We start from the raw sequence: 15766 nt of genomic DNA, 5'->3' as shown, positions 1-15766 counted from the left end.
GTCTTGTCGCCGGGCAGGTGCCAGGTCCGGCGTCAGTACGGTTGATCCTCCACCGGGGCGGTGGTGACGGGAACGGCGGGAGCGGTGGCAGCGGGCGCCGTCGGCTCGGTGGTGGCCGCCGTGGGCGCCGGTTCCGTCGCCGTGGGCTGCGTGGCCGCCTCGGCGGGGGCCGCCTGCGTCGCGGAACCGCCGCCCAGGGGCCGTCCGGGGCCGCGCCAGGCGCTCCCGGCCTCCGCCGCGGCGGACGCGGATGGCTGCGCCGTGGGCGGCAGGTGAGTGGCCACCTCCTCCAGTCGTGGTGGTGGTGGGTGCGCCGCCGCGCAGCCCGCCGGTCCGGCCCGAGACGATGAGCTGGGCGATGGGCCGCCGCAGCTGATCCGAGGGCAGCTCGTCGTGCGTGTCTCTCACGGTCTGCTCGTCCACGTGCAGCGGCTCGTTACGCCCGAGGCCCTGCAGGCGCCGCATCTCCCCGGTCACCTCGGAGACGAAGATCGACAGGTCCCGCGTCGAGCCGTGTCCCGCCCGGCTCCACGGCACTCCGCAAGCCGTTCGCCTACGACACCGGGCCCAGGTCCTCGTGGTCGCCACGGTCGTCGAACCGCAGCAGACGTACGACGCCGTCGGGACCGGCCAGCAGCAGGTCCACCGGAGCGCCCAGTCTGTCCGCCACCTCGGAGACGGTCTCGACCGGATCGCCGCCGAACGACCCGGCCCCGGCCCGCAGCACCAGCCGGACCGAACCCATCGACACCGCGCTCACGGCGGGGAGCACCGCCGCGCCCAGATCGTCGGCGTCGCGCACCGGAACGTTCCCCGTCAGCTCCGAGACCAGGAACACCCGCGAGTCGATGCCGTCGGACGGGGGCTCGTAGGCCAGCAGATCCCATGCGGGTTCCGTGCCGTTGTCCGAGCCGTTCGCCTGCGACACCTGGCCCAGGTCCTCATGACCCCCACGGTCGTCGAACCGCAGCAGACGTACGACGCCGTCGGAGCCCGCCAGCAGCAGATCCACCGGAGCGCCCAAGCCTTCCGCCACCTCGGAAACGGTCTCGACCGGATCGCCGCCGAACGACCCGGCAGCGGCCCGCAGCACCAGCCGGACCGAACCCAGCGGCACCCCGCTCACGGCGGGGACCACCGCCGCGCCCAGATCGTCGGCGTCGCGCACCGGAACGTTCCCCGTCAGCTCCGAGACCAGGAACACCCGCGAGTCGATGCCGTCGGACGGGGGCTCGTAGGCGAGCAGGTCCCATGCGGGTTCCGCACCCGGCGATGCGGACGCCTGTCCGCCGGCTGCCGCGTCCGGCCCGGAGCCGTGGGCTTGTGGCAGCTGCGCGAGGGAACGCAGGACGTCGAAGTCCAACGGCCGCCCGAGCGCGGACGCCTGACCGACGGCGTCGGCGAGCGCTCCGATGTGGGCGTGGCTCACCTCGTCCAGGGGGTCGATCCCGAACACCTTGCGGGTGTAATCGGTGATCGCCGAAGCGGCGGTGCCCTGCGGGAATCGTGCCATGGCCGGCTCGCTCAGCGACCGGATCGCCGCCAGGCGCGCCATGTCCCGGGCATCGGTGCCGGGCAGTTGGGAACCGAACAGGGCCCGAGCCGTCCGTACCACCTCGGTCACCTGCCGGTGCCGCTCCTCGGGGGTACCGCCGATCAGTCCCAGGTCGTCGGCCAGTTGGTCCAGCTGTTCGGCGGGTGGTCCCTGGGGCTGGTTGAACCCGTCCCACCTCGACCAGCGGACGTGCTGGTCGAATCGCGTCATGCCGTCCTTGAGACTCGCGACGATCTCGTCGACCGTGAACCCGCCGAGGAACAGCGAGCGCGAGTCCATCAGGATCGCCGGCCGGAAGCCCTGTTCCAGCAGGAACTTCTGCATGAGGAGATGGACGTTGACCCGGCTGTTGGCGTCCGTGAACGGCTGAAGGACCTGCAGCGCCCGGGTCAGCCGGGCGATGGCCCGGAGCTTCTCGTCCGGACCTGCCGCGACCGCCACCTCGTCGTAGTAGCGGTCCAGGGCGGCCTGCACCACCTGACGCGCTTCTCGGGGGGAATAGTCGATGGAGACCTGTCCGCCCTGCTGCCCGTGGTGGAAGACCACCAGCGGGTTCGGCGTCCCCGGCTGCCGTCGCTCGGTGATGGAGAACAGCAGCCGCCGCCCGAGCAGCAGGTCGTCCTGGATGTCCGACGCGACACGGTCGGCACCGGTGCCGCGCATCGTGGTCCTGCCGTCCTCGTGGCCCGACCACGTGGTCGCCGTGTTCTGCCCGGTGCCGGCCACCAGATACCTGGTGGCCATGTTGTGCAGTTCCTCGTACGCGTCGGCGTCGATGCGCGACCAGTCCCGTCCGATCCTCCCGCCGTCGAGGACTTCCCCGTACGCCGCGGTCATGCCCTGCCGGTAGCCGGGGTACGTCGTGGCGTCCAGATGCCCGCCCACGTCCTCGGCGGAACTCCGGAAGGCCTCGTCGTGCACGTTGGGGTCGATGAACAGACGCCACCACGAGTCCTCGGGCAGCAGGTGCGACAGCAGCGGCGTGGTGGAGTTCGTCGTGACACCCGATCCGGCGTCCGCGTAGAACTCCTGGACGCGTTCGTCCGGGAACCGCCCGCCGACCGCGACGTTCTCCCGCAAATCCTGTTGCGACAGCGGTCCAAGCCGGTGGTAGCGGCCCGGGTTGTCGTCGTAGTCGAAGCCCAGGTCGCGACGTGCCGGATGGGCGGCGTCGTTGCCCCACAGTTCGGCGGCCGCGAGGATTTCATGAAGTGTGTGGTGACGGTTGGCCAGCAACGTTCCGACGGCCGCAAGTCGTATCCAGCCGAGGTCCAAGTCCGCGCCCCACTGCTCGTTGGCCGCCTCGGCGGCTTCGAGCAGGTTGTAGGCGGTTCCGGACGTGCCCGTCACGATCAGGCCACCGCTTCGCTGGGCGGCCGCGTGCGGGGAGTCCTCCAGAGTGAGCGGCCGGTCGTCCCCGTCCGCCTGCCGGGGCGGGCGGTGATCGATGCCCGACTGTTCCTCGCCCGGCTTCCAGGTGGTGCCGTCCGAGGAGAACTGCCGTTCGGCGGAGCTGAGCGGCGGACGCAGTTCGTCCGGGGTGCGCCGGTTGAACGGACCGTCGGACGGATCGCCGCGCCAGCGGCGCTCCCGCGCGATCACCGGCGGATGGGTGAGCGACGTTCCGAGCAGGATGCCGAAGACCCTCGACCGCAGCCCGTTCCAGACGAGCGTCGACTGCTCTCGGAAGTTGCCATGGTAGGCGACCTGTTCCAGAGTCTCCAGGTCGTCGCCGACCGCGCCGGGCACGACGTTCTGGTGGGTGCCGAGGGCGCCCCGCATCGACGCGGGCGTCCTCTCCCAGAGGGTCCGCGCGAAGCGGGCCATCTGCTCGACGACCTGCGGATGCTCGGAGAGGTAGTCGCCGAGCCTGCGCTCGTACGCCTCCGCTTCGTGCTGGTAGCGCAGCCGTTCGAGGTCAGCGGGGCTCACGGGTGTGGGAAATGTGACGGGGGCGGCTTCCTCCTCAGAGGGCGGCTGGGCGGCCGACTCCTGGGGAAGGCGAGGACGCACCTCGCCGGTACTGCCGCTGCTCTCCGGCGAGGCCTCGGGCTGGATGCTGTCGCCGGAGTTGGCGAAGTACACACTGGTACCCAGACCGAAGAAGTTCCCGCCGACGCCGAACCGGGTCTTGGTGCCCGGCATCAGCCGCCGAACGGGACTGTCCGCCGACAACTGCGCGATGAACTGCTCCCGGTACGCGTTGTACACCGTCGCCGTATCAGCAGGCTTCCATGCCGCGTCCTTACGCTGGTCGTTACTGACCGCGATCGTCGCCAGGTCCATGAGATAGCAGTCGATGAGACCGGTGACGTCCTTGGACCTGGCTCCCGCCACACCGGCTTCCACGTCAGCCGCCATCACATGCGCCATGTCCGACACGATGTCCCGGTAGATACCGTGCCTGATCGTCTCCGGGTAGGCCCCCATGATGTGGTCCGGCTGACGCGCATCCAACGTGTTCATGTAGCGGAATGCCTCGTCGGGGAATCCGGGCACCTTGAGCGGCGCCCCCGCGAGCGGACCCTCCTCCAGGCGGACCCCTCTGTTCCGCGCGGCAAGCGGATGCAGGCCGATCTCATGGGCCAGCATCCCCATGACATAGCCCATGTCGTACTTCTCGAAGTAATAGCTCGCCAAGTTGATCTGAACGCCCGCGTCACCCAGGTCCACCACATCGGCCGGCGTTTCCGTCGTCCGCACGTGCAGGGTGATACGACACGGACGACCACCGACATAACCCCGGATCGTGTCGTGCTTCTGCAGCAGATCAATGATCCGCGCCGCCTTGTCACGGTACTTCGCATTGCTGTGCTTCAGGTTCGTGAACTCGAAGTTGTCCACCACGAACGGCACATACTCCTGCTGCACATGCGGCGACACCTCCGCCGTATCAGCCGACTGCGGCAGAGACACCGGGTCCACCCACACAGACTCACGCAGAACCGGCGCCGCACCGGCACGGGCGTCCGCCCAAGTCTGTTCCGCGTCCTGCCCGGAGTGCGGTCGCGGAGGAACGTCACCGACCAGCGCGCCGATCAGGGCCAGATGCCGGCCGCGCAGCCCACCGGCAGCCAACGAGGAATCCTCCGGGGCAACATTCAGGTCACCCAGCAGACTGCCCCCGACGTTGGGGCGGTGCGGAGCATCCGCGCTCCGGTACTCATCACGCAGACCCAGCTGATGCGACAGTTCATGCACCAACTGCACCGGCGTGGCATCCGCCCACCATGCGCTCTGGTGCATCGCCTGGTCCCGACCCACCAGGTCCACGGTCAGGTGAGGAGCATCGGAAGGGTCGACGTATTCGACCGTCACATGGAGCCGGTCACCGTTGGGAAGAAGGTGAGCCGGATCGTTCAGGAACTCCGTCACACCCGCGTCGAGCTGCTCACGCACACGCGCGACATCACCGTCCCCGCCACGCACGGCCAACCGCACCGTGAGATCGGTGACCGGCTTGCCCCGGTACTCGAACCGCCGCGCGTCGAAGCCCGACCGCACGACAAATCGCGGACGCCGATCCCGCGGCCCGTTCAAGTCCGGCGTTGTGGTCGGCGCAGTCAGCTCAGTGGACTCCTGGGTCTGCTGCTCGCTGCCGATCTCCTGCGGGAGCCTCGGGCTGACCTCGTCGGACGGGGCGGGCTGCTGGATGCTGGCGCCACGGTTGTTGGTCGCGAGGCTGGTGCCGAGCCGGGCGAAGTCCCCGATGACACCGAACCTGCCCTTGTCCCCCGGCAGCAACGCCCGGGCCGGACTGTCCTCAGCCATCTGATCCGCGAACAGTTCCTTGTACGCGTTGTACACCCTGGCCGTGTTCGCAGGCTCCTTCGCCGCATTCACCCGGTAGTCATTGGTGATCGCGATCGACGCCAAATCCATCAGATAGCAGTCGATCAGATCCGTGACATCCTTCTCCTTCGCACCCGGCCTACCGGCCCGCGCGTCCCGGGCCAGCATGTCAGCCATCCGCAGCACGATATCCCGGTGAGCCTTGTGCCGCAGCGTATTCGGGAACGCCGCCATGATGTGATCCCGCTGACCCGCGCCATTCGTGTTCATCGTCCGCGGAGGGTTCAGATGAGTCAGCCCCGGAACCGGCAGCGACAACCCATACAGATCCACCTCCTGCTCGGCAATATCCGGATTCCGCGAAGCCAGCGGATGCAGACCGATCTCATGGGCCAACATCCCCATGACATAACCCATGTCGTACTTCTCGAAGTAATAACTGGCCAGGTTGATCTGCACACCCGCACCACGCAGGTCCTGCACATCCGCCGGGGTCTCCATCGTACGGACATGCAGAGTGATACGAACGGGCCGACCACCAATGAACTCCCGAATCGTCGGATGACGCTCCAGCAGGTCGATGATCCGCATCGCCTTCTCGCGATACTTGTCCTCCGTGAACTTCAGGTTCGTGAACTCGAAATTCCCCGACACGAACGGCACGAGCGCCCCGTCGGACAGCACATGAGGCGAAACCTCCGCCGTATCAGCCGACTGCGGCAAGGACACCGGGTCCACCCACACCGACTCACGCACAACCGGCGCCGCACCGGCACGGGCATCCGCCCAATCCTGCTCCGTGTCCTGCCCGCCTCCAGGCTCGTCCACGTCACCGACAAGAGCCCCGATCAGGGCAAGGTGCCGACCACGGAGCCCACCGGCAGCGAGTGAGGAATCCTCGGGAGCTTGGTTGAGGTCCCCCAGCAGGCTGCCCGGAACATGGGGACGGTGCGGAGCATCCGCATCCCGGTACTCATCACGCAGACCCAGCTGATGCGACAGTTCGTGCACAAGCTGAAGCGAATTCGCATCCGCCCACCAGGCGCTCTGATGCATCACCTGGTCCCGACCGACCAGATCCACCGTCAGATGCGGAGAATCCGACGGATCCACGTACTCGACCGTCACATGCAGCCGGTCACCGTTCGGAAGAAGGTGAGCCGGGTCGTTCAGGAACTCCTTGACGCCCACGTCGAGCTGCTCACGCACACGCGCGACATCCCCATCCCCGCCACGCACCGCCAACCGCACCGTGAGATCAGTGACCGGCTTGCCCTGGTAATTGAAGCGCCGCGCATCAAAGCCCGACCGCACCACAAAGCGAGGACGACGGTCACGCGGCTCCGGAGCGGGCGTGTGCGCCGACTGATCAACGGACGGAGTCTGCGACAGGTGAGGGTGAATGCTGGCGCCCGAGTTGGCAAACGAGAATCTCGCACCCAGGCCCAAGAAGTTCCCACCGACACCGAACATGCCCTTGTCATCCGGTACCAGCCGCCGAACGGGACTGTCCGCCGGCAACTGCGCGACGAACTGCTGCTTGTAGGCGTTGTAGACCCTCGCTGTGTTCCGCGGTTCCCAGGCCGCATCCCTGCGCCGGTCACTGGTGACCGCGATCGTCGCCAGATCCATGAGATAGCAGTCGATGAGATCCGTGACGTCCTTGGGTTTCGCTCCCGCCACTCCGGCCTCGGCGTCGGCCGCCAGGACATGCGCCATGTCCGACACGATGTCCCGGTAGATACCGTGCCGGATCGTCTGCGGGGAGGCAGCCATGATGTGATCCGCCTGACCCGCGTCCAACGTGTTCATGAAGCGAGGCGCATCGTCCGGGAAGCCCGGAACCCGCAGCGGCATCGACTCGAGCAGATCCTCCTCCACGCGGATACCCCTGTTCCGCGCAGCCAACGGGTGCAGACCGATCTCATGGGCGAGCATCCCCATGACATAGCCCATGTCGTACTTCTCGAAGTAATAGCTCGCCAAGTTGATCTGAACGCCCGCGTCACCCAGATCCTGCACATCCGCAGGAGTCTCCATCGTGCGCACATGCAGCGTGATACGAACGGGGCGACCACCGACGTAACCCCGGATCGTGTCGTGCTTCTGCAGCAGATCGATGATCCGCGCCGCCTTCTCGCGGTACTTCGGAACGTCGTGCTTCAAGTTCGTGAACTCGAAGTTGTCCACCGCGAACGGCACATACTCCTCCACCGTGTGCGGGGTGGGCGAGGTGTCCGTGTCGGCCTGGGGAAGGCGCGGACGCACCTCGCCAGGGTTGCCGCTGCTCTGTGCCGGTGTCGCGGGCTGGATGCTGTCGCCGGAGTTGGTGAAGAACACGCTGGTGCCCAGACCGAAGAAGTTCCCGCCGACGCCGAACCGGGTCTTGGTGCCCGGCATCAGCTGCCGAACGGGACTGTCCGCCGGCAACTGTGCAAGGAACTGCTCCCTGTACGCGTTGTACACCGTCGCCGTATCAGCAGGCTTCCATGCCGCGTCCTTACGCCGATCGTTACTGACCGCGATCGTCGCCAGGTCCATCAGATAGCAGTCGATCAGACTCGTGACGTCCTTGGACCTGGCTCCCGCCACACCGGCTTCGGCGTCGGCCGCCAGAACATGCGCCATCTTCGCAACGATGTCCCGGTAGATACCGTGCCGGATCGTCTCCGGCGAGGCAGCCATGATGTGGTCCGCCTGGCCCGCATCCAACGTGTTCATGTAGCGAGGCGCATCGTCCGGGAAGCCCGGAACCCGCAGCGGCATCGACTCGAAAAGATCCTCCTCCTCACGGATCCTCCGGTTCCGCGAGGCAAGAGGATGCAGACCGATCTCATGGGCCAACATCCCCGTGACGTAACCCATGTCGTACTTCTCGAAGTAATAACTCGCGAGATTGATCTGAACGCCCGCGTCACCCAGATCCGTCACATCGGCCGGCGTCTCGGTCGTCCGCACGTGCAGGGTGATACGAACGGGACGACCACCAACGTAGTCCCGGATCGTGTCGTGCTTCTGCAGCAGATCAATGATCCGCGCCGCCTTGTCGCGGTACTTCGCATTGCTGTGCTTCAGGTTCGTGAACTCGAAGTTGTCCACCGCGAACGGCACATACTCCTGCTGCACACGAGGAGGCACCTCCGCCGTATCAGCCGACTGCGGCAGAGCAACCGGGTCCACCCACACCGACTTACGTAGAACCGGCGTCGCACCGGCACGGGCGTCCGCCCAAGCCTGTTCGGTGTTCTGCTCGCCTCCAGGCTCGTCCACGTCGCCGACGAGGGCACCGATCAGAGCAAGGTGCCGACCACGAAGCCCACCAGCAGCGAGTGACGAGTCCTCGGGGGCCCGGTCGACATCGCCCAGCAGACTCCCCGGAATGTTCGGGCGGTGCGGAGCATCCGCATCCCGGTACTCGTCGCGCAAGCCAAGCTGATGACTCAACTCATGCACGAGCTGGAGCGGATTCGCGTCCGCCCACCACGCGCTCTGGTGCATCGACTGGTCCCGGCCCACCAAGTCCACGGTGAGGTGCGGAGCATCGGATGGGTCGACGTACTCAATCGTCACGTGGAGCCGGTCACCGTTCGGCAGAAGGTGAGCCGGATCGTTCAGGAACTCCTTCACGCCCGCGTCGAGCTGCTCACGCACACGCGCGACATCACCATCCCCGCCACGCACCGCCAACCGCACCGTGAGATCGGCAACCGGCTTGCCCCGGTACTTGAACCGCCGCGCATCAAAGCCCGACCGCACGACAAAGCGCGGACGCCGATCCCGCGGCCCGTTCAGCTTCGGTGCCGTGGCCGACGGAGTTGACTGACTGGTTTCCTGAACCTGCTGCTCGCCGCCCGCCGTTTGCGGAAGCCTCGGCCTGACCTCATCCTCCGTGATGGGCTGCTGAATGCTGGCGCCACGGTTGTTCCACCCGAGACTTCTGGCGAGCTTCGCGAAGTCCGCGGCGACACCGAACCGGCCCTTGTCCTCGGGGAGCAACGCCACAACCGGACTGTTCACCGCCAGACGATCGGCAAACAGTTCCTTGTACGCGTTGTAAACCCTGGCCGTGTTCGCCGGCTGAAGCGCCGCGTTCGCCCGGTAATCGTTCGTGATCGCAATCGACGCCAAGTCCATCGCATAGCAGTCGATCAGATCCGTGACATCCTGCGCCCTGGCACCCGGCACACCAATCCGTGCATCCCGGGCCAGCATGTCGGCCATCCCCAACACGATGTCCCGATACATCTTGTGCCGCGGCGTATTCGGGAACGCCGCCATAATGTGATCCGCCTGACCCGCACCGGTCGTGTTCATCGTCCGCGGAGGACTGAGATGCGTCAGCCCCGGAACCGGCAGGTCAAGCCCATAGAGACCCACCTCCAGATCAGAGATGTCCGGATCCAACGAAGCAAGCGGATGCAGACCGATCTCATGGGCGAGCATCCCCATGATGTAGCCGACGTCATACTTCTCGAAGTAGTAACTCGCCAAATTTATCTGCACACCGGCAGTACCCCGGTCCTTCACATCGGCCGGGGACTCCGTCGTACGCACATGCAGCGTAATGCGACACCGACGCCCGGCAATGTAGTCCCGAATCGTCTGATGACGCCCCAGCAGATCCATGATCCGCATCGCCTTGTCGCGATACGCGTCATCCGTGAACTTCAAGTTCGTGAACTCGAAATTCCCCGAACCGAAGGGAAGATACTGCGGCGCCTCCGCATCCCCCGACTGCACACGAGGAGGCACCTCCGCCGTATCAGCCGACTGCGGCAGAGACACCGGATCCGCCCACACCGACTCACGCAGAACCGGCGTCGCACCGGTTCGGGCGTCCGCCCAAGTCTGCTCGGTGTTCTGCTTGCCTCCAGGCTCGTCCAAGTCGCCGACGAGGGCACCGATCAGTGCAAGGTGCCGACCACGAAGCCCACCAGCGGCGAGAGAGGAATCCTCGGGAGCCGTGGTCAAGTCGCCCAGCAGACTCCCCGGAATGTTGGGGCGGTGCGGAGCATCCGCATCGCGGTACTCGTCGCGCAGACCCAGCTGATGCGTCAGTTCGTGCACCAACTGCACCGGACTGGCATCCGTCCACCACGCGCTCTGGTGCATCTCCCGGTCTCGACCCACCAGATCCACCGTCAGGTGAGGCGAATCCGACGGATCCACATACTCGACCGTCACATGCAACCGGTCACCGTTCGGCAGGAGATGAGCCGGATCGTTCAGGAACTCCCGCACACCCGCGTCGAGCTGCTCACGCACATGCGCGACATCACCATCCCCGCCACGCACCGCCAACCGCACCGTGAGGTCAGTGACCGGCTTACCCCGATGCGAGAACCGCCGCGCGTCAAAACCCGACCGCACCACAAAACGAGGACGCCGGTCATGCGGCTTCGGAGCGGGGGGCTCCGCAGACTGATCGACGGACGGAAGCTGTGAAAGACGGGGCCGGACTTCACCGGAACTGCTCGTGTGGATGCTGTCTCCGGAGTTGGCGAACGAGAGGCTCATACCAAGACCGAAGAAGTTCCCGCCGACGCCGAACCGGGTCTTCGTGCCCGGCACCAACCGCCGGACAGGGCTGTCCGCCGGCAACTGCGCAAGGAACTGCTCCCTGTACGCGTTGTAGACCGTCGCCGTGTCAGCAGGCTTCCATGCCGCGCTCCTGCGCTGATCGCTGGAGACAGCAATCGTCGCCAGATCCATGAGGTAACAGTCGATCAGACTGGTGACGTCCTTGGCCCTGGCCCCCGCCACACCGGCTTCCGCGTCGGCCGCCAGGACATGCGCCATGTCCGACACGATCTCCCGGTAGATACCGTGCCGGATCGTCTGCGGGGAGGCCGCCATGATGTGATCCGCCTGACCCGCATCCAACGTGTTCATAAAGCGAGGCGCATCGTCCGGGAACCCCGGCACCCGCAGAGGCGTCGACTCGAGCAGATCCTCCTCCACGCGGATACCCCTGTTCCGCGCAGCCAACGGGTGCAGACCGATCTCATGGGCCAGCATCCCCATGACATAGCCCATGTCGTACTTCTCGAAGTAATAACTCGCGAGATTGATCTGAACGCCCGCATCACCCAGATCCTGCACATCCGCAGGAGTCTCCATCGTGCGCACATGCAGCGTGATACGAACGGGGCGACCACCGACGTAACCCCGGATCGTGTCGTGCTTCTGCAGCAGATCAATGATCCGCGCCGCCTTCTCACGGTACTTCGGAACGTCGTGCTTCAAGTTCGTGAACTCGAAGTTGTCCACCGCGAACGGCACATACTCCTCCACCGTATGCGGCGTGGGCGATGTGCCCGTGTCGGCCTGGGGAAGACGCGGACGCACCTCGCCGGTACTGCCACTGCTCTCCGCCGGGGGCTCGGGCTGGATGCTGTCGCCGGAGTTGATGAAGAACACACTGGCGCCCAGACCGAAGAAGTTCCCGCCGACACCGAACCGGGTCTTCGTGCCCGGCACCAACCGCCGAACGGGACTGTCCGCCGACAACTGAGCGAGGAACTGCTCCCTGTACGCGTTGTAGACCGTCGCCGTGTCAGCAGGCTTCCACGCCGCGCTCCTGCGCTGATCGCTGGAGACAGCAATCGTCGCCAGGTCCATGAGGTAACAGTCGATGAGGCCGGTGACGTCCTTGGCCCTGGCTCCCACCACACCGGCCTCGGCGTCCGCTGCCAGGATATGCGCCATCTTCGCGACGATGTCCCGGTAGATCCCGTGCCGGATCGTCTGCGGATACGCAGCCATGATGTGGTCCGCCTGACCCGCATCCAACGTGTTCATGTAGCGAGGCGCATCGTCCGGGAAACCAGGCACCCTCAGCGGCATCGCCTCGAACAGATCCTCCTCCTCACGGATCCTCCGGTTCCCCGAGGCAAGAGGATGCAGACCGATCTCATGGGCCAACATCCCCATGACATAGCCCATGTCGTACTTCTCGAAGTAATAACTCGCGAGATTGATCTGAACGCCCGCGTCACCCAAGTCCTGCACGTCGGCCGGTGTCTCGGTAGTGCGGACGTGGAGGGTGATGCGGCACGGCCGGTCACCGATGTAGTCCCGGATCGTGTCGTGCTTCTGCAGCAGATCAATGATCCGCGCCGCCTTCTCGCGGTACTTCGCATTGCTGTGCTTCAGGTTCGTGAACTCGAAGTTGTCCACCGCGAACGGCACATACTCCTGCTGCACATGAGGCGGCACCTCCGCACTGTCAGACGACTGCGGCAGAGACACCGGGTCCACCCACACGGACTTACGCAGAACCGGCGCAGTGCCGATCCGGGCGTCCTCCCAAGTCTGTTCCGTGTCCTGCCCGGAGCGCGGCCGCTGAGGAACATCACTGACCAGCGCACCGATCAGCGCCAGATGACGGCCACGCAACCCACCAGCAGCCAACGAGGAATCCTCCGGGGCCACATTCAGGTCACCCAGCAGACTGCCCGAAATGTGCGGGCGGTGCGGGGAATCCGCATCCCGGTACTCATCACGCAGACCCAGCTGATGGGACAGTTCGTGCACCAACTGCAACGGCGTGGCATCCGCCCACCACCTGCCCTGGTGCATCGCCTGGTCCCGACCCGCAAGATCCACAACCAGATGCGGAGCGTCCGCGGGGTCGACGTATTCGACCGTCACGTGCAGCCGGTCACCGTTCGGCAGGCGATGAGCCGGGTCGTTCAGGAACTCCTTCACACCCGCGTCGAGCTGCTCACGCACATGCGCGACCTGGCTGTCCCCGCCACGAACCGCCAACCGCACCGTGAGGTCGGTGACCGGCTTGCCCCGATACGAGAAGCGCCGCGCATCAAAACCCGACCGCACCACAAAACGAGGACGGCCATCGCGCGAACCCTGCAACTCCGGGGTTGTCGCCGACGGAATCAACTCATTGGATTCCTGGGTCTGCTGCTCGTTGTCGGTCGTCTGCGGGAGCCTCGGGCTGACCTCGTCGGACGGGATCGGCTGCTGAATGCTGGCGCCACGGTTGTTCCACCCGAGGCTGCTGGCGAGCTTCGCGAAGTCCGTAGCGACACCGAACCTGCCCTTGTCCTCCGGCAGCAGTGCCCGAGCAGGACTGTCCTCAGCCATACGATCCGCCAACAACGCCTTGTACGCGTTGTACACCCTGGCCGTGTTCGCCGGCTCCTTCGCCGCATTCACCCGGTAATCGTTCGTGATCGCGATCGACGCCAAGTCCATCAAATAGCAGTCGATCAGATCCGTGACATCCTTCTCCTTCGCACCCGGCACACCGGCCCGCGCATCCCGGGCCAGCATGTCAGCCATCCCCAACACAATATTCCGGTAAATACCGTGCCGCAGCGTATTCGGGAACGCCGCCATGATGTGATCCGCCTGGCCCGCACCATCCGTGTTCATCGTGCGCGGAGGATTCAGATGGGTCAGCCCCGGAACCGGCAACGGCAGACTGTAAAGATCCGCCTCCTGCTCAGGGATCTCCGGATCCCGCGCAGCCAGCGGATGCAACCCGATCTCATGCGCCAGCATCCCCATCACATAGCCGACGTCGTACTTCTCGAAGTAGTAACTCGCCAGGTTGATCTGCACACCCGCAGCACCCCGGTCACTCACATCCGCCGGAGTCTCCGCCGTACGCACATGCAACGTGATACGACACGGACGACCGGCAATGTAATCCCGGATCGTCGGATGACGCCCCAACAGATCAATAATCCGCATCGCCTTGTCGCGATACGCATCATCCGTGAACTTCAGGTTCGTGAACTCGAAATTCCCCGAACCGAAGGGAAGATACTGCGGCGCCGCCGCATCCCCCGACAACACATGAGGCGGAACCTCAGCACTGTCAGCCGACTGCGGCAGAGACACCGGGTCCACCCACACCGACTCACGCACAGTCGGCGCACTACCGGTACGCGCCTCGTCCCAAGTCTGCTCGGTCTCCCCCTTCGGCCCTTCAGCCACATCCCCGACCAGCGCACCGATCAGAGCCAAGTGCCGGCCACGCAACCCACCAGCAGCGAGTGAGGAATCCTCAGGGGTTCGGGTGAGGTCACCGAGCAGGCTGCCCGGAATGTGGGGACGCTGCGGAGCATCCGCATCCCGGTACTCGTCACGCAGACCCAGCTGATGCGACAGTTCATGCACCAACTGCAGCGGACTGGCGTCCGCCCACCACACGCTCTGATGCATCGCCCGGTCCCGGCCCACCAGATCCACCGTCAGATGCGGCGAATCCGACGGATCAACGTACTCGACCGTCACATGCAGCCGGTCACCGTTGGGAAGACCGTAAGCCGGATCGTTCAGGAACTCCTTCACGCCCGCATCGAGCTGCTCACGCACATGCGCAACCTGGCTGTCCCCACCCCGAACGGCCAACCGCACCGTGAGATCGGTGACCGGCTTACCCAGGTACTTGAATCGACGCGCGTCAAAGCCCGAGCGCACCACATAGCGCGGGCGACGATCACGCGACCTCGGAGCGGGGGGCTCCGCCGACTGATCAACGGACGGTGTCTGCGAAAGGCGCGGATGAATGCTGGCGCCCGAGTTGGCCAACGAGAGGCGGGCACCCAGGCCGAGGAAGTTCCCTCCGACACCGAACATGCCCTTGTCGCCCGGCATCAGCTTTCGAACGGGACTGTCCGCCGGCAACTGGGCCAGGAACTGCTGCTTGTAGGCGTTGTAGACCCTCGCCGTGTTCCGCGGTTCCCAGGCCGCGTTCCTGCGCCGGTCACTGGTGACCGCGATCGTCGCCAGATCCATGAGATAGCAGTCGATGAGGTCGGTGACGTCCTTGGCCCTGGCTCCCGCCACACCGGCTTCCGCGTCGGCCGCCAGGACATGCGCCATCCCCGAGACGATGTCCCGGTAGATGCCGTGCCTGATCGTCTGCGGAGAGGCCGCCATGATGTGGTCCGCCTGACCCGCATCCAACGTGTTCATGTAACGAGGCGCATCGTCCGGGAAACCAGGAACCCTCAGCGGCATCGCCTCGAACAGATCCTCCTCCTCACGGATCCTCCGGTTCCGCGAGGCAAGAGGATGCAGACCGATCTCATGGGCCAACATCCCCATGACGTAACCCATGTCGTACTTCTCGAAGTAATAACTCGCGAGATTGATCTGAACGCCCGCATCACCCAGATCCGTCACATCGGCCGGCGTCTCGGTCGTCCGCACGTGCAGGGTGATACGAACGGGACGACCACCAACGTAATCCCGGATCGCGTCGTGCTTCTGCAGCAGATCGATAATCCGCGCCGCCTTCTCGCGGTACCTCTCGTTCGTGTGGTTCAGGTTGGTGAACTCGAAGTTCTCCACCGAGAACGGCACATACTCCTGCTGCGTGTGCGGCGCGGGCAAGGTGGCCGCGTCGGCCTGGGGAAGCCGGGGGCGGACCTCACCTGGGTTGCC

General features: G+C 65.6%; 2 protein-coding genes (1 of these 2 only partly in view). Both read right to left on the bottom strand.

Annotation, left to right across the window (positions count from 1 at the left end; translation table 11 throughout):
- Nucleotides 1-32: 32 nt before the first annotated feature.
- Entirely contained in the window at nucleotides 33-284 is a 252-nt protein-coding gene (locus ACIPK3_RS24570; RefSeq protein ID WP_402572883.1) for a hypothetical protein, read from the bottom strand.
- 269 nt (nucleotides 285-553) lie between these two features.
- On the bottom strand, nucleotides 554-15766 hold the final stretch of the coding sequence (locus tag ACIPK3_RS24565) for a hypothetical protein (protein WP_402572882.1). The gene runs 15636 nt beyond the window's last position; 15213 of the gene's 30849 nt are visible here — the last part of the coding sequence; its start codon lies off the right edge, out of view; it ends in the stop codon at nucleotides 554-556.

Source organism: Streptomyces sp. NPDC086787, assembly GCF_044745865.1.
Classification (GTDB): Bacteria; Actinomycetota; Actinomycetes; order Streptomycetales; family Streptomycetaceae; genus Streptomyces.
The sequence above is the reverse complement of the archived record's forward strand: the minus strand, read 5'-3'. Positions and strand labels throughout refer to the sequence as shown.